General features: G+C 48.7%; 22 protein-coding genes. 13 read left to right on the forward strand and 9 right to left on the reverse strand.

Annotation, left to right across the window (positions count from 1 at the left end):
• Nucleotides 1–30: 30 nt before the first annotated feature.
• From ACQ5DJ_RS20545 to ACQ5DJ_RS20570, 6 genes are all read left to right on the forward strand, one after another.
• Nucleotides 31–462 carry a DUF533 domain-containing protein gene (locus ACQ5DJ_RS20545; RefSeq protein WP_429844065.1) on the forward strand — a complete coding sequence of 144 codons (432 nt, stop codon included), beginning with the start codon at nucleotides 31–33 and terminating at the stop codon, nucleotides 460–462.
• A 134-nt stretch (nucleotides 463–596) separates the two neighbouring features.
• Nucleotides 597–1394: a 5'/3'-nucleotidase SurE gene (gene surE, locus ACQ5DJ_RS20550; RefSeq protein WP_429844066.1), complete on the forward strand. Its 798-nt coding sequence runs from the start codon at nucleotides 597–599 to the stop codon at nucleotides 1392–1394.
• Between the two features lie 3 nt (nucleotides 1395–1397).
• On the forward strand, nucleotides 1398–2438 hold the full coding sequence (locus ACQ5DJ_RS20555) for a hypothetical protein (RefSeq protein ID WP_429844067.1): 1041 nt from the start codon (nucleotides 1398–1400) through the stop codon (nucleotides 2436–2438).
• 149 nt (nucleotides 2439–2587) lie between these two features.
• Nucleotides 2588–3070 (forward strand): hypothetical protein, encoded by a 483-nt coding sequence (locus tag ACQ5DJ_RS20560; protein WP_017250332.1) that lies wholly within the window; start codon nucleotides 2588–2590, stop codon nucleotides 3068–3070.
• Between the two features lie 64 nt (nucleotides 3071–3134).
• Entirely contained in the window at nucleotides 3135–3731 is a 597-nt protein-coding gene (thpR, locus tag ACQ5DJ_RS20565) for an RNA 2',3'-cyclic phosphodiesterase (protein WP_429844068.1), read from the forward strand.
• Between the two features lie 48 nt (nucleotides 3732–3779).
• A complete protein-coding gene (locus ACQ5DJ_RS20570) occupies nucleotides 3780–4448 on the forward strand; it encodes a hypothetical protein (protein WP_429844069.1) in 669 nt (222 codons plus the stop codon).
• A gap of 69 nt (nucleotides 4449–4517) precedes the next feature.
• Here the strand turns inward: ACQ5DJ_RS20570 and ACQ5DJ_RS20575 are convergent, their stop codons facing one another.
• From ACQ5DJ_RS20575 to ACQ5DJ_RS20590, 4 genes are all read right to left on the reverse strand, one after another.
• Nucleotides 4518–4991 carry a chemotaxis protein CheW gene (locus ACQ5DJ_RS20575; RefSeq protein ID WP_429844070.1) on the reverse strand — a complete coding sequence of 158 codons (474 nt, stop codon included), beginning with the start codon at nucleotides 4989–4991 and terminating at the stop codon, nucleotides 4518–4520.
• Between the two features lie 108 nt (nucleotides 4992–5099).
• Nucleotides 5100–5411 carry an AzlD domain-containing protein gene (locus ACQ5DJ_RS20580; protein ID WP_429844071.1) on the reverse strand — a complete coding sequence of 104 codons (312 nt, stop codon included), beginning with the start codon at nucleotides 5409–5411 and terminating at the stop codon, nucleotides 5100–5102.
• Complete coding sequence (locus ACQ5DJ_RS20585) at nucleotides 5408–6151, reverse strand: AzlC family ABC transporter permease (protein WP_429844072.1); 744 nt, start codon at nucleotides 6149–6151, stop codon at nucleotides 5408–5410. Before ACQ5DJ_RS20585 ends, ACQ5DJ_RS20580 begins: the two co-directional genes overlap by 4 nt.
• A 181-nt stretch (nucleotides 6152–6332) precedes the next feature.
• Nucleotides 6333–6854, reverse strand: coding sequence for an ADP-heptose synthase (locus ACQ5DJ_RS20590; RefSeq protein ID WP_429844073.1), 522 nt, complete (start codon nucleotides 6852–6854; stop codon nucleotides 6333–6335).
• A 94-nt stretch (nucleotides 6855–6948) separates the two neighbouring features.
• On the opposite strand from ACQ5DJ_RS20590, the gene ACQ5DJ_RS20595 reads away from it, so the two are divergent.
• Nucleotides 6949–7620 carry a TerC family protein gene (locus tag ACQ5DJ_RS20595; protein ID WP_429844074.1) on the forward strand — a complete coding sequence of 224 codons (672 nt, stop codon included), beginning with the start codon at nucleotides 6949–6951 and terminating at the stop codon, nucleotides 7618–7620.
• 41 nt (nucleotides 7621–7661) lie between these two features.
• Here ACQ5DJ_RS20595 and ACQ5DJ_RS20600 read toward each other — a convergent pair whose 3' ends face one another.
• Nucleotides 7662–8750, reverse strand: coding sequence for an HD-GYP domain-containing protein (locus tag ACQ5DJ_RS20600; protein ID WP_429844075.1), 1089 nt, complete (start codon nucleotides 8748–8750; stop codon nucleotides 7662–7664).
• A gap of 154 nt (nucleotides 8751–8904) precedes the next feature.
• Nucleotides 8905–9522: a MerR family transcriptional regulator gene (locus ACQ5DJ_RS20605; protein WP_429844076.1), complete on the reverse strand. Its 618-nt coding sequence runs from the start codon at nucleotides 9520–9522 to the stop codon at nucleotides 8905–8907.
• 233 nt (nucleotides 9523–9755) lie between these two features.
• Here ACQ5DJ_RS20605 and ACQ5DJ_RS20610 point away from each other — a divergent pair, with 233 nt between their 5' ends.
• From ACQ5DJ_RS20610 to fabI, 3 genes are all read left to right on the forward strand, one after another.
• A complete protein-coding gene (locus ACQ5DJ_RS20610) occupies nucleotides 9756–10481 on the forward strand; it encodes a ZIP family metal transporter (protein ID WP_429844077.1) in 726 nt (241 codons plus the stop codon).
• A gap of 39 nt (nucleotides 10482–10520) precedes the next feature.
• A complete protein-coding gene (locus ACQ5DJ_RS20615) occupies nucleotides 10521–10688 on the forward strand; it encodes a hypothetical protein (RefSeq protein ID WP_429844078.1) in 168 nt (55 codons plus the stop codon).
• 96 nt (nucleotides 10689–10784) lie between these two features.
• Nucleotides 10785–11558, forward strand: coding sequence for an enoyl-ACP reductase FabI (fabI, locus tag ACQ5DJ_RS20620; protein ID WP_414852337.1), 774 nt, complete (start codon nucleotides 10785–10787; stop codon nucleotides 11556–11558).
• A 150-nt stretch (nucleotides 11559–11708) separates the two neighbouring features.
• Here the strand turns inward: fabI and ACQ5DJ_RS20625 are convergent, their stop codons facing one another.
• Nucleotides 11709–14123: a UvrD-helicase domain-containing protein gene (locus ACQ5DJ_RS20625; protein WP_429844084.1), complete on the reverse strand. Its 2415-nt coding sequence runs from the start codon at nucleotides 14121–14123 to the stop codon at nucleotides 11709–11711.
• Nucleotides 14124–14194: 71 nt separating this feature from the next.
• Nucleotides 14195–15559: a hemolysin family protein gene (locus tag ACQ5DJ_RS20630; protein ID WP_429844079.1), complete on the reverse strand. Its 1365-nt coding sequence runs from the start codon at nucleotides 15557–15559 to the stop codon at nucleotides 14195–14197.
• A 285-nt stretch (nucleotides 15560–15844) separates the two neighbouring features.
• Here ACQ5DJ_RS20630 and ACQ5DJ_RS20635 point away from each other — a divergent pair, with 285 nt between their 5' ends.
• Both ACQ5DJ_RS20635 and ACQ5DJ_RS20640 read left to right on the forward strand, forming a co-directional pair.
• Nucleotides 15845–16567 carry a YitT family protein gene (locus ACQ5DJ_RS20635; RefSeq protein WP_429844080.1) on the forward strand — a complete coding sequence of 241 codons (723 nt, stop codon included), beginning with the start codon at nucleotides 15845–15847 and terminating at the stop codon, nucleotides 16565–16567.
• Nucleotides 16568–16576: 9 nt separating this feature from the next.
• The gene (locus ACQ5DJ_RS20640; RefSeq protein ID WP_429844081.1) at nucleotides 16577–17506 is read left to right on the forward strand and encodes an MBL fold metallo-hydrolase; all 930 of its coding nucleotides are present in this window, start codon (nucleotides 16577–16579) and stop codon (nucleotides 17504–17506) included.
• On the opposite strand, the gene ACQ5DJ_RS20645 is transcribed toward ACQ5DJ_RS20640, so the two are convergent.
• Nucleotides 17476–17838 (reverse strand): hypothetical protein, encoded by a 363-nt coding sequence (locus tag ACQ5DJ_RS20645; RefSeq protein ID WP_429817891.1) that lies wholly within the window; start codon nucleotides 17836–17838, stop codon nucleotides 17476–17478. The genes ACQ5DJ_RS20640 and ACQ5DJ_RS20645 overlap by 31 nt on opposite strands.
• A 106-nt stretch (nucleotides 17839–17944) precedes the next feature.
• On the opposite strand from ACQ5DJ_RS20645, the gene ACQ5DJ_RS20650 reads away from it, so the two are divergent.
• On the forward strand, nucleotides 17945–18790 hold the full coding sequence (locus ACQ5DJ_RS20650; protein WP_429844082.1) for a PHP domain-containing protein: 846 nt from the start codon (nucleotides 17945–17947) through the stop codon (nucleotides 18788–18790).
• Nucleotides 18791–18884 lie beyond the last annotated feature (94 nt).

Here is an 18884-nt window from a genome sequence, read left to right on the forward strand (position 1 = left end):
TAGGGTCATAAAGTTTTTTGAGGAGGAACTATGCCGGTGTATACCAAAATCGAAAAGGACAAACACATTTTGTTTGCGTCTATTCGCTTGATGATCTGCGTCGGACACGCCGACGGTTATATAGGAAATAAAGAAATGGATCGTATTCATGAAATCGTGAATTCGGAGCATTTTACATTGAAAGAACGACAAATATTAATGGATGACATGGATTATCCGAAGCGTCCGGAGGTCATCGTGGAAGACTTGGTAGCCATGACGCAGTCTGAAAAGCTGGTTATGATGCGCAAGCTCTACCACATGGCATTGATCGATAGGAAGCTATCACCGTCGGAGACAAAAGAGATTGCACGTATCGCATGCCTGATCGGTATCTCGGAGGAAAAGCAGCGTCAAGTAGAAGAGTGGATTCGCGAAGGGATTGTCTGGCGCGAACGCTGGAAAGATATTGTAGGCGAATAGTCGGGGGCCCCAATATAATTGGGGTCCTTTCGTTTAGGTGGAAGCGTGGCGCAGCCTCGTTTTCTACAGTACAATAAGAAAAATAACGTGTCTCAGCGAGTGGCAACGCTATAGATGAAGGAGGAGACCCTATTTTGCGGATCTTGGTTACGAATGATGATGGCATCGATGCTCTTGGTATCAAGCGATTGGTAGAAGCTTTGCTCACTTTGGAGGGAGCGGAAGTCTGTATAGTGGCGCCGGTTGAAGAGAAAAGCGGGGTCGGACACGGAATCACTTATCGCAGTGCACTCGCGCCTGAACAGCGTGATTTTTACGGAATGCCGGTGAAAGCGTGGGCGGTCAATGGCAACCCTGCAGACTGTGTAAAAGCTGCGTACCATCTCCTGTTTGAACATGGGAAAAAGCCGGATATCGTATTCTCGGGGATTAACGTAGGGACGAATCTCGGACGTGATATTTATTACTCCGGCACGTGCAGCGGTGCTAGGGAGGCGGTAATCTTGGGGGTTCCTGGTATTGCCCTTTCCTATGATAACTGGTTCGATCAAGACAACTACGGCGATGTAGTGGAGATGATTCGTCCGCTTGTAAAAGAATTCAGCGATCGTGCGGTCAAAGGAGAACTAGCGTCAGAGGTATTCTGGAATATTAATATCCCGCATGTACCGCTGGCTGAGGTGAAAGGAATGGTTCCGGCCACTTTGTCCATGAATCACTATGAAGACAAATATAGCGAAGAAGCAGAAGGCTACTATTTGGCACGCGAGTACCCTCAAGTCATGCCACTGGCGGAGCCGCTGGACTATGATTTGCTCAAGCATGGCTATATTGCAATTACTCCTGTCCACATTGACGCGACAGATCGGACTCTCTTAAAACAAATGGACAATTGGACATTGCTAAAAGCTTGGGGAAAACAGGAGGAATAACGTATGAATGAGGAATTTTTCCCTTCACTAATCCCCGATGACACCCTGTGTTCTCCAAACGAGTCAACACAGGGAGAGGTTCTCGATCCCGTGGTTTATCACGATTTGTACAAGCTGGCAGAAGAAGAGGGGCTTCCTTACTTTGTCCGACTAAGTGGAACGGGAGAGGTGGAACTGTATTTGGTGTTTGAATCGGTGGATGCTTTCAGCGAGCAGACGAGAGATGCTGTTTCGCTCGAATTCAAGACGTATCAAAATAAACTGCTCGCTGTCATTTGGACACTGTCGGACCCGCTGAATCCACTTGGTTTTCCCCTGACGTTCGACATAGCGAATGCTGATGAGCGAAGCATGGCCTTGAAAATGATCGAGCAGCCGTATATTTCATTGCACTACTTGGCTTACGCGGATCGTGAGCTTACCCACATCTATTCCGAGTCGATTTCTTTTTCCCCAGGGGAAGTGGCCCGTACACGTGAGATGATTCAGGCTCTCTATGAGGGAACACCCGATACACTTCCAGAAGAGGTGCAGGTGCGTGAGGAAGAGACTGAAAGCATCTCAGCGATGAGCTTGCCTGCATCTGTTTTTACAGAATCGGGGATGGCCTTCGTATTGCGTTACAAGCACATGAGAGATGTCCATGGTGAAGAAGGAGCGCAGCATTTATTGATGAGTACTGTGCAGCAAGCAGTATGGGTCATGCGCAGGCACGCCCGCAGCGAGGTCCGGGATACGTCCTTTACCGTATGGGCTGCGGAAGAGGGAGAATACGCGATGATCGTGCTGACGCCAAATCTCTCGCATTTGTTCGAGGTCGTCCATATGTCAGAAGATGAAGCGAATCCGTTCTCGCGCTTTTTGATGACCTTACCGGAGTATGTGCAAACGCAGGACGCATCTCCCTTGCAGGTAGGCGCCTATCCACTATTGCGTTATGAGAGCGGTCGCCTCTATCATTTGGAGCTGGATGAAGAGGTACAGAAGCATCTCGCGCAGGTGTTTGCGAAAGCGTTTCCAGGAATGCCTGTCCCTTACCTGTAATTGTTGAGAGATTGTGAAAAAAGACTCTCCCTGGAATCTTTAGGTCTTCGATGAAATATGGGTAAATAAGTCATTTTTCAACAAAGGATATGACAAGCGGGAATTCGAATTAAGTAAGACAGACAATCCATTGGGGAGAGGTGACGACGATGTACGCTGTTGAACCCAATTTGTTCCAGGCTGTTTCTGAATGCGCCCACCGTTTTCAAGGGGAGATTGAGCAACTGGCACAACGTCATGCACTTACAATCGAAGGAGGGCTTCCTGCCTTGGAGCTGCAGGTACATCCGCAGTTTCAGGCTTTGCTCGAGTACAATCTGTGGGGAGAAGCCGGTTTAGTCGTTATCCATGGGAAATTACATAAGCGCGATCAAGTTTGGACAGATTCGTTTTCTGTCATGATGAAGTTTTCCTTGACGCATGATCCGAGTATCGATATCGAAGGCAAGAAGCAGCGCATTGAAGAGTTTTTATACGGGGAAGCAGAGTACTTCTGGAATATCCCTCCCGCTGGTCATGTCGGTCATAGTGAACTGACCTTGCGTTTTACCTACCAGCCTGGCTCGAACCGTCTTGCGGAATATGTCAGGAGTGTTTTGGGAATCGTAACCGGAAAGATGATGGCTGCCTAACGCGGCAGGCAAGATAAATGGCTCTCCGTCACAGGAGGGCTATTTTTTTCGAAGGAGGACAGAAATGCGCTTATTCATAGCATTGGATATTCCAGCTGAGGCTGCCGCTTATATTGCCGATGTTCAAAAACGGTTGAAGCAAGATGTTACTACGGATAGGTGGCAGTCTCTCGCTAATTTGCATTTGACTCTGCATTTTCTTGGGGAGGTGGATGAGTCACTCGTACCCGCTATCTGTGAGGATATGGATATCGTCAGCGCGATCATCCAGCCATTTACCCTGCGTGTTGGTAGCTTCGGGGTTTTTCCGAATGCCTTGCATCCACGTGTCCTCTGGCTGGGACTGCGAGGCCAACTTTCTCCTCTCGCGCAGCTGCATTTATTGCTGGGTAGAAGGTTTGAATTGCACGAAGGCTTGTCCTACGATCGGAAGCGGTATCGGCCGCATATTACACTAGCGCGCGGTCCACATCGCAGTGGGGATGAGCTTGCCCTCTTGGATTGGAATGAACGCTATTTAGCGCAGGAGCCGCCACAATGGAAGGCACGGCATTTCCATTTATATCGTTCCGAGCTGTTGCCGGAGGGCGCGGTACATACGATGATCCACACGAGCACGTTTGATAAAGATCACAGCAAAAAACAAGCGTTGCCTGAATAGACTAAGAAGAAAGGATCAGGAAGCCTTCCAGAAAGCGGTGGAAAACGGATGGGTGAGTTCACGACCGGCATTCTTTATCCACGCAAATACGAACCGAAAGTACTGATTGCCTTATCCAAGACAGAGCAGCCATACTTCCACAGAAACGTCAACATCGACTGGAATGCATTTTTCCTGCAGGATGAGTGGCTGGAAACCTCCACGACGCTTGATTTTTTGCTGAGACTGTCCAAGCAATTCGTACCCCTCCTCTGGTTTCATGACGCTGAGGACAACGGCTGGGGCTTTCGCTTGTTCGATGCAGGCTTCGAAGTTGCGTCAGCGACAATCAGCTACTCGCTCGATGTAGAAATGGCGGAAGCCGAGTTTGGTAGGCTTTATCCAGAGATTGACCTGCAGGAAGGAATCGTAGAAAGCGAGGACGTTCGGCAAAAGTATGAAGACATACTGGAGAGGGTAGTGCGTTCGGAGTTGTATCGGCGCGAGGTAGGTAAAGGGATCACACGTATCAAGCCGCAGTCATTTGGTCGGATCGTGGGTCCGAAGCAGATTCAGCAGTTACGTTCCCTTTTTGATTTGCAGTTGTTGACGAACGTCGATGACGACACAGGTGCTTCACTGTTGTACGACTCGGTTGACCTGTTCAAAGAAATTTTGGGAATCGAAGAGATGGTATGGGTGAACTATGCGTATTTAGCAAGCGGAGGCAGAGAGTAGGGAGTAACGAATAACGAATAAAGAGAACAAAAGCCCAGTGCATCATCGCACTGGGCTTTACACTGCCACTTACTTCTTTTTCCACTGCCCAAAAATTTCATCCACATCGAGCAGCATGATCAGCTTGTCGTTCAAACGGGCAATGCCTTGCAAATACTTGCCCTCTACACCAGCGATAATCGGTGGTGCAGGCTCGATCAAGTTTTGCGGAATATTCATGACCTCCGAGACCGCATCTACGATAATCCCGATGTTCAGCCCATCCATCTGCAAATCGACAAAGCGAGTATCATCCGTTTGTTCCAAAGGTTCCAAATCAAACATTTTCCGCACGTTGATTATCGGTAAGATCCGCCCTCGCAGATCAATGACTCCTTCGACATAGGGTGGAGATTTTGGAAAACGTGTAATGGGCAGTGGCTTGATAATCTCACGTACGAGTGAAATCGACAGTCCGTAATATTCATTCCCCATTTTAAACAAAATCTGTTGGTCAACAGCTACTTCTGCCTCCGAATCATTGCCTCTTTTCGTCAATTCCATGTGTACTAGTCCTCCCCGAACCGCTTTCCATTTCTTTACCCATATTGTACCATGGACAAACCTACTCAGTACGTTTTTTTATGACAGGCAAAGACTTATGAACTAGTTTCAGGGGATGATTTGTAAGGAAGCGATAACAACAATGGCCATGCTGACTCCAAAGCTGAGAAAGGCATTTTTGCTCAATGCCATTACGATGAGGCAGGCAATGCCAGCGATCAAGAGGATCGGTTGAAAGACAAGTTCTTGATGTTGGACGAACAGGGCAGGGAAAATCAATGCGGCGAAAATGCCAACAGGAATAAAGGTCAGCCCATTTTTTAATCGGGGCGACATCCAGTGACCGGGCAAGCGCAAAAAGGCACGACGCGAAATATACGTAGCGATGGCCATTATGACAAATAGCCAGAATAAGTTCATGCTGTTTCAGCTCCCTGCGTAGATTTTGGTTCGACACTCGCTTCTTCCACTTGGTCGCTTGGCAGTGCATAGCCGATTGCAAATGCAACGAGACCTGCTACTAGTAAATGAACACCATTCGGCAAGATCATGGCTACCCCGATAGCTAGTCCGCCACACAAGACAAACGTGAGGATGCGGGGAAGGGAAGTGAGCTGAAAATAAGACAGAGCGATAAACATGGCAATATAGCTAAAGCCCAGCCCTAATGCTTCTGGATCGGGAATCCACTGACCCGCTACTGCTCCCAGCCACGTGCCCATTACCCAGCAGAAATGCAAGGCAAGGCTTACACCTACGATGTACGAAACGTCAGGGGGATGATGGCGAAAACGATTGAGTGTGAGAGCGTACTGCTCATCGGTCATATAAAAGGCCAGTGCATTTACTTGCCCAGAAGAAAAACGTTGATAGTACGGTGAAACGGAAAGCGCCATCAAGAAATGGCGTGTATTTAAGAGACAGGTAGTGATGATAATCGCCCACATGCCCGTATTTTCCGTGATCATCGCAATCGCGCTGTACTGAGCAGCTCCAGTGTACACAAAAAACGACATGGCGACGCTATCCCATGTAGTAAGTCCTGCCGCCAAGGCCATCATGCCGAAAATAACCCCAGATAAAATGTAGCTAGCCATGAGGGGCAGGGCATCCCAGACGCCCTGCTTCAGTGATTGTACGGAATGTTGGGACACTTTCATGGTGAATCCTCCTTTTGACTCAGCAGAACCTGACTGATGACGGCTCCCTTCTTCCTTTTTCATTTTGTCTCACTATACGCATAATGAACGAAAAATAAAAGAGCCAAGTTCCTTCTGATAATAAGCCAGCCTCAAAAAGAACAGACCGACAAGCGTCAGGCTCGTCGGTCTGTTCTCTTGATTATGGATCACGAAGGTCGTTCAACGAGATTCCTTGCTCAAGCGCGAAATCAAAATCATCCACATCGTAAAATTGAACAGGCACGATATATTCCAATATCCGATCCTGATAATCAGGCTGGTCTGTGAGAAGTGGGGCCTCAAATTTCATGGCCGTCAACAATAGCTGTGTCTCTACGGGATCAAATATCTCCCCCCACATGGCGTTGTCCTCCACTTTTACGACTGTCAGAGTCACACCGTTCGGAAAAGAAAAGGGAACCTTGGACCATGGGGCTATCAGTCCTTTTTCCATTCGCTTGCGATTGAATGGATCGGCAAAAAATTGGCTCATTTCTTTCATAATCCGCCGGACATACTGATCATCAGCAGAGTAGGGCATGATAGGTTCAGGACTCTGGATAAATTCGTCCAATTCATAGATTGTCGACGCGGGTATCAGATATTCTACTGGTTGCGATGGGACCATCAACTCCCCGTAGATAGCCAACATGATCGCTTCTATAACGAATTGTTTCGACATTTCGACAACCCTCCTCGTTACCATCATACAAAAAATTAGGGGCACCGTACAAGGGTGGCGAGTAGGGCTCAAAAAGTTCTGGGAGGGTGCATCCTTGTTTGAATCAGCCTTTTTTTCGTCGCTGCTACTCATCATTACCATCAACCTCGTATTAAGTGGAGATAATGCCGTGGTCATTGCCATCGCTTGTCGGAAGCTTCCTATCGAACAACGAAAACGAGCGATATTGTGGGGGACGTTTCTTGCTATCATCGTACGCGTGATCGCTACGATTCTTGCTGTTTATTTGCTAAAAATCCCGTATCTGTACATGATCGGCGGAATTATCCTGCTATGGATCAGCTACAATCTATTACGCGAGGACGAGCGAGAGGAAGCAATCAGCTCGAGTGAAGACTTGGTTCAAGCGGTCAAGACGATTGTCGTGGCAGATGTGATGATGGGACTGGATAATGTACTCGCCATTGCAGGGGCAGCGAAAGGAGATATCGTCCTTATCGTGTTGGGCCTTTTGATCAGTGTGCCTCTCATGATTTTTGGCAGCCAGCTCATTCTAAAAGCAATGGAGCGCTTTGTATGGCTTGTTTATATTGGTTCAGGTGTCCTGGCTGTGACAGCGGTGAATATGATTCTAATGGATGATACGATGCATGAGTGGCTCGCCGGACGGATTTGGCTCGAATATGTGATCAAAATTGGGTTGGTCGCTCTCGTGTTAGTTGCTGGATATTTGCAACGTACGAAAACAACACGTACCCACGCATGAAAAAACTGAGATGAATAATGAATCTCAGCTTTGTCACGGGTCTATAAGGTTTTGACGATCGTCACGCTCATCCATTCTTTATCGTAGAGATCGACTTCATAGGTGGAGGCTACTTCAGAGCCATCTTCATTGGTAAGAATACGGATCGTCGGTCGATTCACTGCCAATGGATTCACTTTGGAAACGACCCCGGTATGCCCTGTACTCAGCAATACAGTAGAAGCAATTGGATAGATGGCGACGTGTTGCAGGAATAGTTTGAGCAGGTCGAGGTCGAAATAGGTGTTTCCTGTAGCGAACAAATACTCGGTAGCATCACTTGGCGAGTAGCTTTTCCGAAATGGGCGCGGGGAAACTAAGGCATCGTAAACATCAGCGATTGCCACGATTCGTGCATACTCGTGAATGTTTTTCTCGCTGAGTTGACGGGGATATCCTGTTCCGTTGTATCTCTCATGGTGCTGCAGCGCACAGTGTGCGGAGACGACCGAGATATTATGTTGATTCCGCAGAATATTGAAGCCTTCTTCGGTATGGTATTGGACACGTTGTCGTTCTTCTGCGCTTAACTCGGTACGCATGGTCCAGAGCTCCTTAGGAACCTGTGTCATGCCGATGTCGAACAAAAGCGCACCAATGCCCAACTCCATCATTTGTTGCTGGTTGTAACCTTTGGCCATCCCTACCACACCAGACAGAACGGCGACATTGACTGCGTGGTGAAAAAGATAACCATCCAATACATGAAGACTGGACAGGTTGACCAAGATATCTTTGCGACTGCTTAAATCTTGAAAGATTTCCCGAAAAACCTTTTGAAAACTGCTCCCGAAATCAGGTACGGACGTACGGCGCTTGATATGCGGCTGATCCATGAGGGTGGTCATCGTTTTGTACACGGCATCCACGGCTTCTTTACGCGTCTCATCGCGGATTACATCTTCCGGCATGATATCTTCTGTGTGCTTATCTTGAATGTATAGGGTATCAATTCCCAATTGAACAAGCCGTTCGATGTAACGAGGGGTTAGTTGTACCCCGATCCCCAACAGAACGTTCCCATTTTCCTGGAACACGCTCTTGGCGATGACATCGCCCGGCTTTACCGAAGTAATATGCAATTTTCTCACAACGAAAGCCCCAGTCCTTTTTTGGTGGAATGTAAATAGTCCTGATTTTCAGTCAGTTCATGTAGTGCCATTTTATCACAGTTGAACATGGGGAGACTACCGCTGTTGAGGTTCTTCTCTTAATTGTCATTTTTTTCCGTATCAAAAAACACGATTATTGCTCGGCTGCGCGATCTGAACGTGTAAACCAGCGGAAAGGGTTGAGTGACCAGCGAGGTTCGTAGCGGGCATAGCGCTCCTTGCGACGAGTCAAGCGTTGCTGCATTAGATCTAGTTCAAAAGTAACGCGACGCATTTCCAAGCGAAGGGACTCTTGCATTTCTTCAATATCCGCAATCTTTTGCAGAATAGTTGATTGCATATGATTCATAGAGGAGAGCTGTGTGAGTTCCTGCTGAAATTGGACGAGTGTTTCGTGGACAGTCACTTCCACTTCTCGCATGCCCATTCCCAGCTTGTTTGTGGCGCTGATCGTAACGGCGGTTTCTTCTGCACCTGCGAGTTCTTCTTCTAGTAGCATTTCTTCGGATAGGCGTCCTTCATCTATCAGTTGACGCTGAATATCTTTTAACGAGCTGTTGCCGTTGTCTTTTCTTTCCTTTACTTCCTTGAGCAGTTCAAAGCCTGCTTCGCTGATCAAATAGTGACCCTGCGGATTTTTCAGACGTTCCTGTGCAGGTACGAACAAGTCCAGCCAGTTACGCAGTGTACGAACATGCACATCAAGGCGATCAGCTACCTCTTTTGAAGCCATCCAAACTTGTACATCCATCCAGAATCACTCCTTTTTTTCCTCTCGGTATTCCCGGTGGACTCATTATAGCACCAAAATTTTCCGGGTAAGAGAGAATCGACAAAGGTTCTAAAAACTAGTGATCTTTCGTCCGATTCGGACAGGTCGTCGTATTTTGTCAAATTTGGTTGTCTGCTCATAATGACCGGGACAGGCGCGTACATATGGAGGGAGAAACCATGTTTTTGCTCGTTGGGTGAGGAGAGGACCGGATGATGCAATCTGTTTTCTGGATTGTCCTTTTGACTGCTGCCTTGGCGAGCAGTATCGGGGGATTGCTGTTGTGTTTGCGTGCCTGGTCATCCGATGCATTGTTTGCGATGATCAGTGCAGGGGCTGGGCTACTGCTGGCGATTACGCTGCTAGATTTGATGCCACATGTCTTTTCTGACAAGAGCTTGTGGTTGATGCCATTTGTGCTCGTTGGCTTTGTGACGCTGTTTGCTCTGGAACTAATCAGCAAGTCTAGCGGAGAGTTTGGCTCCACGGGAATCATTGGGGTCATGACAGGTTTTTTATTGCATGCATTTGTCGAAGGGGTCTCATTAGTCGCTAGCTTGCGGATGGATTCAGAAGTAGGGGTATCGGTGTTGGTGGCGATGCTGCTGCACAAAATTCCGGATGGGGTGACCATTGCCTCTCTTTTGCTGGCAGCGACCAATTCGAGAAAGAAAGCATTTTGGGGGGCGACATCGCTTGGAATCGCGACGATTGCAGGAGCTCTCAGCTTTGGTTTTGCCGAGCAAATGTTTCCACCGAATTGGTCTGGCATTATGTTGGCCATGACGACCGGTATCTTTTTGTATGTATCGGCCAGCCATCTCGTTCCTTATATCGGACAAACCAAAAAGGCACAGTACGGCGTTTATTTTGTTGGTGCCATGGCCGTGTATCTGATTTTGTCTGCCTTTTTACACGCGAACCACTTGCATGCATAAAAGGTCCCATCCTTAGCCAGTCTAGTCTGGAGGAAGGGAGTGTGGACTGACAGTATGAACCATCAAGAGCAATTGCAAACAGACGATCTCTTGCAGTCACTGACTGAATTCCCGGTCATGGGGACATCGTTGAATCCATTGCAGGAATCGTGGGCTTCCTCTGAAGCTCTATCTGGGCTAACCGATCAGGCCGGAAGTACCGATTAAATGTTTTTGTACTGCCCCTCTCGTTTATCCCCTCGTATCCGTGGACAAGATCGGTTATAATGCAGGGGAATAAGTTGGGAAAGGGGCAGATACATAATGAATACATTGTTGCAAGGAAAGAACATCGTCATCATGGGCGTAGCAAACCACCGCAGCATTGCCTGGGGAATTGCGCAATCCTTACATAATGCTGGAGCGAATCTGATTTTTACCTACCAGGGGGAGCGTCTGCGTGAAAACGTGGCGGCACTCACGGAAAAAATGGGAGTAGAGTCGCTGTTGGTAAATTGCGATGTCACGAAGGATGAGGATGTCGAAGCGGCTTTTGCAGTGATCAAAGAAAAAGTGGGCGTTATTCACGGTCTAGCGCACTGCATCGCGTTTGCGAAAACCGAAGAGCTCGAAGGCGAGTATGTCAACACATCCCGTGAAGGATACGCACTGGCACAAGACATTAGTGCATTCTCCCTGGTAGCAGTTGCTCGTGCTGCTCGTCCTTTGATGACAGAGGGCGGAAGCATCGTGACTTTGACTTACCTTGGCGGTGAGCGCGTGATTCAAAACTACAACGTAATGGGTGTAGCCAAAGCTGCGCTTGATGCATCTGTTCGTTACTTGGCAAACGACTTGGGCAAAGAGAATATTCGTATCAATGCGATTTCCGCTGGTCCAATCCGTACGCTTGCTGCAAAAGGAATCCGCAATTTCAACACCGTGCTGAAGGAAATTGAGGAAAAAGCGCCATTGCGCCGCACGATTGACCAATCGGAAGTAGGCGACACCGCTCTCTTCTTGTTCAGCAATCTCTCCCGAGGAATCACGGGTGAAATTCTGCACGTCGATGCTGGCTACAGCATTATGGGCGGCTAACCAGCAGTAAATTTCCCGAAAAAGAATAACAGGCCCCTGTTTCTCGCATACTATACCCAAAATGCGTGAAAGGGGGCCTGTTTTTTTATGTTTCCATTGATTACGAACATGGAAGAATTCTTGATTTATATGGGCGGCGGCTTTCAGTACTTACCTGCCCATCTCGGCGATGAAGCGGGAGGTGCGGGTTTTTCGTCCGAATCGCTCCCGGGGGATACCGATACACAAGCTGTGACGGGCCCGGGTAATCGCGACGTATAAGAGACGACGTTCTTCTTCAAGCGCACCGGAGCCGCCTTTTCGCAGCTCATCCAATGTGTACTCATGAGGAAGGGCACCTTCTACCAGATCGGGCAAGAAGACGTGGTCGTATTCGAGACCTTTTGCACGATGAATACTTAACACATGAACAGCTTCGTCCGGGAGTGGTCGCATCGTGCGCCACTCTTTTTCTTGTCGCGCCATTTGATCGATATAAGCCAAGAAATCGCTGATTGTCGCATGACGCTTGGAAGCTGCCAGTATTTGCTGCAGCTCATCGCTCCAACGTTCCCGGCCATCTTCCCGGTCTTTCGCGCGTTTTTTTAGATAGTCGCGCAGTTTGCCATCCTCAAAGATGAGCTCTAACGCCTGAGCAGGTGGAATGTCCTTGCACGCGGTGAGAATCTCATTGATTTGCTGCATGTGTTTGCGTTGATACGGTTTGAGCTGTGTCAAATGCGGAAGAACGTGCAGAATCGGCTTGTCCTCGATGATTGCTTGGCTGCGCAAAGCATTCCACATTTCAGCTGAGATGTAGAGGGTCGACAATATTTCTTTTAGCGCATCGGTGTCATCCGGGTTTAACGCGAGCCGTAAGTAATTCAGCGCCCAGCGAACCGTCTGGCGCTGGTAAAAGGAATCTTCTTCTTGTGTGTAATGAAAAGGAATCCCTGCCTCGCTCAAGCGCTCCAAAATGGGGCGTGCAGATTCATTGGTGCGATACAAGATCGCGCATTCACCTAAAATGGCCCCTTGCTCACGACGATGGATAATTTCATCGACGATCCGGGAAGCTTGTTCTTCTTCGTCTTCTGGCTCGAATAAATACGTGTCGCCTTCCTCGCGATGGAAGGACTGACATTCCTTTGCCCAACGCTCCCGGTTGTGACCAATCAGCGAATAGCCAAGACTGACAATCGAGGAATGGGAACGATAGTTGACCTCGAGTGTAAATGTAGACGCCTGCGGAAAGTCTTTGGTGAAGCCCAAGATGTACTGGGGATCACTGCCGCGAAAGCCGTAAATGGACTGGTCGTCATCCCCGATGACACACAAATTGTTTTGTGGAGCGGCTAGTAGCTTGACTGTCTCATATTGAATGCGATTGATATCCTGAAACTCATCGACCATCACATAGGTGATACGTTCCTGATAACGGCGCAGGAGTCCTGGATCATCGCGCAGCATCTCGTAGCAACCGATGAGCATGTCGTCAAAGTCAAACCAATGATGCTTTTTCTTCGTAGCCTCGTACAAAGGATAAAGCTGGATCGCCCGTTTTTCTGCATCGTTCGTTGCTTCCCGATACGCGACCTCCTGGGGGAGGATGTATTCGTTTTTCCAACGGCTGATAATGCCGAGTGCTTCGGTGATCTCTGTTTCTTTTAACGTGGCAAGGTCGTCATGACCGAGCAGTGCGCCAGTCTCGCGCATCAACCGCCATTTTTGCCAATCCTTTTTCAAGAGGCGCTGCTGATCCCAGCGTTCTGGCTGGTGATGCAGGAGCATTCGGTAAAAGATACTGTGGAACGTACCTGCAATCAGCTCACGTGCTTGTCCAGCGGGTAGCTGCCGGGCAATGCGCTGACGGATTTCATCGGCGGCTTTGGTCGTAAAGGTCACGACCATGATTTGATTCGGCTTTACGCCCAACTCACAGATCAAGTGAGTCGTGCGTGCAGTCATGACGCGCGTCTTGCCACTGCCGGCTCCGGCGAGGATGAGAAAAGGTCCCTCGGTAGCGTGCACCGCTTGCTGTTGTCCCGGATGCAGCAGTTGATCACGCATTTGCTCGGCCATGTGAGAGATGGTCTTCTTCGGCATCAAGCGTTTGCGGAAAACTGGTGGCTTCGGAGCTGGCGGGGGAGGCGTCGTGCTCGTGCCAATCGTTCTCTTTTTCGGAAGGCGAAAAGAGCCGATGGACGTTGTGTTTTCTTCGTCTATGGATGCCTCGCTGTGCTCTTTGGTTGAGAAAGCGAGTGGTTCTTTTGCGTTATCGTCGCTGTCGCTATCCTTTTCGATGGTAGCAGCCAAGACAGCCTGAAAGGCAGTGGCAGCCGTCTCATTAATCGCATGTAGCGAATCGAGAGGAGCAGGACCATTTTCCGTCAGAAGCGGGCACTCTGCTCCTTCAGGATGGAAGAAATACGGCTCAAAGCTGATGCCAGCATGAAGACGAAGCGCCGATGCACAGGCTGGACAGCGTACCTTGTCCTGCCGGGCAGCCATGCGCCAAAACGGTATGCGGTTGTAGTTCTCAGGTAGCAACAGGATGGGTTTGTTGTCTAGTAAAGCGTAGTTCATCATGACACCTCGGAAACAAGAAGTGCCCCCTGTCGGCAGGGGACACTTGCCATTATGGTTGTTCTTTTCGATTAAGAGTGTAGCGACACGATATCCTCAGGAAGAGCGGACGAATCTTCTGCTCCCAAATACGTGATGCTCACCCGTGTAATGCGATGGTTTTCCAGTTCACTAATCGCAAAAAGATAGCCTTGGAATGTGACGGTTTTGCCTTTTGCGACCTCTTCATTTAACTGGCTGTAGAGCCATCCGGCAATGGTATCGACCTCATCGGAAACGACTTCAATCGATATGTAATCATTCAGTTCTGTCAAGAGAGTTTTGCCGGAAACCGAGAGCGTATTGCTGGAGCTTTCTTCAATTTCAGGGCGCTCATTTTCATCGAACTCATCCTGAATATCACCGACGATTTCCTCCAAGATGTCCTCCATCGTTAACAACCCTGCTGTACCACCATATTCGTCAATCACGATGGCGAGCTGAGATCGGCGTTTTTGCATTAAGCGCAAGACGTGGCTAATTTCCATAGACTCCGGCACCGTCAATAGAGGGCGGAGAAAATCATTTAGCTCTGCCTTTCCTGTCGTCAACGCAGAGAGGTAAAAATCTGAGGTGTGCACAAAGCCAATCAGCCTGTCCTTATCCTCATGAGCGACGGGAAAGCGTGAATGGCGAGAATCTCTCATGATTTCGAGGTTTTCGTCAAACGTGTTGTCGTCGTAGAGGCAAATCATCTCAATCCGTGGGATCATAATTTCCCGGGCAAGACGTTCGGAAAACACGAAGACATTGTCGACCAACGCCATCTCGGTCTGGTCAATGTGACCACTTTTATGACTCTGGTTCATGAGAAGACGGATTTCTTCTTCTGTATGAGCAGATTCGTTTTCAGAGGCAGGCTCGATTCCAAGGCGTCTGATCAGTAAATTGGCTGCTCCGTTTAAAAACCAGATGAGCGGATAGCTCAGCTTGTAAAAAAACATGAGCGGTGCGGCAGTCCATAGGGAAGTGGCCTCCGCTTTTTGGATCGCCAAAGACTTGGGCGCAAGCTCTCCGAAGACGATATGTAAAAATGTGATAATAGCAAAGGCGATCGCAAGTGAGGTCGGACCGATCAAATAAGATGGGAAATGAAAAAATGCCATGACGGGCGCGACGTATTGGGCGACGGCGGGTTCACCGACCCAGCCTAACCCCAATGAAGCCAGCGTTATTCCGAGCTGGCAGGCGGACAGATAGGCGTCGAGCTCTCTTGTGACTTTTTGCGCGTAGCGGGCACTTTTGTTATTGCCTTCACTGACGAGTTGGGTCAGACGTGTTTGGCGAACTTTTACCAACGAGAATTCTGCTGCTACGAAGAAGCCGTTCAGAAGAACCAAAAATACCACGAGCAGCAGATTCAGCGTAATCTCCCCTATCGGACTTTCCAAGCACACCTCCGCCTCCCGCAGTGCGAAAGGTGGAGAATTCACCTCCGATACGATAATGGTATTTTACATGTACGACCAAAAACGGATAAATATTCGATCTAAAACCTGTAATAGATATGCCTTTCATGAGCCATGCTACAGGTTTTCTTGTTACTCGTAAGTATACCAATAGGTCAACCGAACAGTCAAAACGTTCCGATTTGAACGAGCGCATTCTTAGGCAATGCTTGGACATACCTGCTTCGTTCTGATCATAAACATAAACGAGCACGGTCCAAGGAGGAGAGCGACGTGTACTGGCTGCAAAAAAGTGTGGCGATTCTCACAGGAAGCGTGCTTCTAGGCATAGGAGTCAATCTGTTTTTGGTTCCACACCGCTTGATGGACGGGGGCATGATTGGGATCGGTTTGTTGGCGACGTATTACATGCAGATGCCGCCGGGTCTCGTGATGATTTTGGTAAGTATCCCTGTGTATATCATCGTCTTTTTTTATGATCGCAGATTGTTTTTTCACAGCTTTCACGGCATGCTGATTTCTGCTTTCTTTATAGACATTCTCTCGGATATGCGTGGCTGGAATCTATGGTCAACATCCTTTTCCGCAATTACTGGTGGCGTGTTAATTGGCATGGGTATCGGCTTGATGCTCGCTTACGAGACGAATACGGGCGGGACAGACCTGCTCGCGCAATTTCTCGCCAGACGATACAAGCTGCGCGTTGCCTTGCTGATTTTTCTAATCGATGGGCTGATTGTACTCTGCTCGATTCAGACGATCGGGATGGAGAGAATGATTTTCTCTTTGCTGACGATCATCGCAGTGGCGGCGACTACGCATATGTTCAGTGGACTCGGACGACCTTTCCCACCGTATACGATCATAGGCCCGCTTCATTCGCGCAAAATGAATGATCGCTTGTCGCGGCTCTATGTAAACACGAACACGAGAAATAGGAACGGGGAAGGGGAAGGCGATATTTTGGAGAAAATAAATAGGAAAAGGATGAAATGAGGGACTGTTTTGTCTGGACAAGCATTTCAAATGATGACGGAGCGTGTCGGCTATTTTCCCGGCCATGTTAACATAGGCCTCGTCATTGGTGAGCATGGAGCAATTCTGATTGATTCTGGTCTGGATACCCAAAACGCCAAGAAAATCAAGAAAGGACTGGACGCTATCGCCCAGCCCTTGTGTGCAATCATTCAGACACACTCTCATGCCGACCATTTCGGTGGCAACGCCTACTTGCTCGGATGCTGGCCCGAAGCAAGAGTCTATGCGCCACCGCTGGAAGAGGCGATCATTCGGTATCCCATACTTGAGCCCATTTACTTGAACATGGGTGCAGTACCACTTGAGGATCTCAAAAATAAGTTTTTGCTGGCGCAGCCTTCTCGGGTGGACCACCACCTTCCACTGGATGAAGGGATCGAGATAGATGGCGTACCTTTCTTTATCCTTTCTCTGCCGGGGCATAGCTGGCAACAGGTTGGCGTCGTCTGTGACGAGATTTGCTTCGCTGCCGACAGTTATTTAGGCGAAGAGGTTTTGGAAAAGCACAAGCTGCCGTTTCTTGTGGATGCGCATGAGACCCTACTTAGTCTTCATAAACTACTTGCAACCAACTACAAGGGATACTTGCCTGGGCACGGAGCATATACCACCACCTCTCATGATGCAGTGAACAAAAATATTGCTTGGCATGAGCGGATTTTTTCGGTGATCTGCGACATTTTAGTAGAGGAGAGAACACCAGAAGAAGCGTTAACTCTCCTGTGTGAGCGTTTACACATTTCCATAGAAAATGCTTCGAGCTACGTCCTGTTTCGGACGGCGTTTATGGGTTACTTGGTCGGGCTTCAGAAAACAAAGAGGGTGGCATACCGGTTTGAACATAATCGGTGGTTGTGGAGAACTGTTCAGGATGGAGCCGAGGGAGCAGAAAGGTAATCGGCGATTTCTGCTAGCTTATGCTCTGCAGCTTCGCGGACGGCCTTGGGAATGAAAAAAACTTCTTCGGATGCGGTGTTCATATAAAACTTTGCTTCCAAATACGGATGACCCAGTTTGACATTCAGTTCCCCTTTTCCAGTCGTTGTGCTGGTGTAGTTCGTAGGGATGCGCAAAAAATACGTGCTGCTGCTGGCGGAGTCGTACATGACGACATCGTACGTGGGCATACTGTCCCTTCCTGATCGATGAAAGCCTTGTTGCCGCAGCATTTTGTCAACAAAAGAGAGTGGCTGAACAACACCGGTAAGGGTCTTGTTTTTTAACCGCATGGACATCCTCCTCGGTTCAACCATTGAGAAATCAAGCTTATTCACATACTATGTAAGGCAATACCAATTCAGACTTGTAGAAAAAGAAAAGAAGGAGTGGACGAGGATGGAACTTGTGGCAGATTTGCATACACATACAAAGGCTTCAGACGGTACCTGCGAGCCTTCGGAAAACGTGCGTTTGGCGAAGGAAGCGGGACTTGCTGCACTGGCGATCACGGATCACGACACGGTAGCAGGGATTCCAGAAGCAATGGAGGCTGCCCGCGCACTCGATGTGGAAATCATTCCAGGAGTCGAAGTGAGCTCCGTAGGGAAGGGGCAGGATATTCACGTTCTCGGCTATTTTGTCCCGTATGAAGACCCAGCTTTTGAAGAGCGTCTCTTCCGTTTACGAGAGACAAGACATGAGCGTAACCAACTGCTAATAGCACGATTACAGGAACTTGGTATCGACATTTCATTGGAAAAGGTATACCGCCGCAAGCAGGGTACGGACAAAAACATCGGGCGACCGCATATTGCAGAAGAACTGATAGAGCTGGGCGTCGTTTCAACGATCGCGGAGGCCTTTGATAAGTACTTGGGCAGAGGGGGAGCGGCTTATGTTAATCCTCCACGTATTACCCCGCAGGAAGCCATCACGCTGATCAAAGAGGCTGGCGGAGTGGCGGTGCTGGCTCATCCGGGGCTGTATGACGATGATGAGCTGGTCCAGGAGTTGATTGTATTCGGATTGGACGGGATTGAAGTCAATCACCCGGACAACGATGAGGTACAAAAAATGCGTTACAGCAAGTGGGCAGCACAATACGGACTTGTTGTAACCGGCGGTTCTGATTTTCATGGCTGGCGTGGAGAGGAGCCGTTTCATGCGATGCTCGGCTCTCATACCGCAGCGATGGATGCTGTTGAACAGATACGTGCGATTGCGGCCAAGCGGAAGGCGTAATTTATCCATACGTAATGGAAAGGACCCTCTTCTCTTTTATGAAGTGCACCCCTTAAAGTAGACATTGGAAAAACCCCTACGGTTTACCGATGAA

This window comes from Brevibacillus sp. FIR094 (genome assembly GCF_050477165.1).
GTDB lineage: Bacteria > Bacillota > Bacilli > Brevibacillales > Brevibacillaceae > Brevibacillus.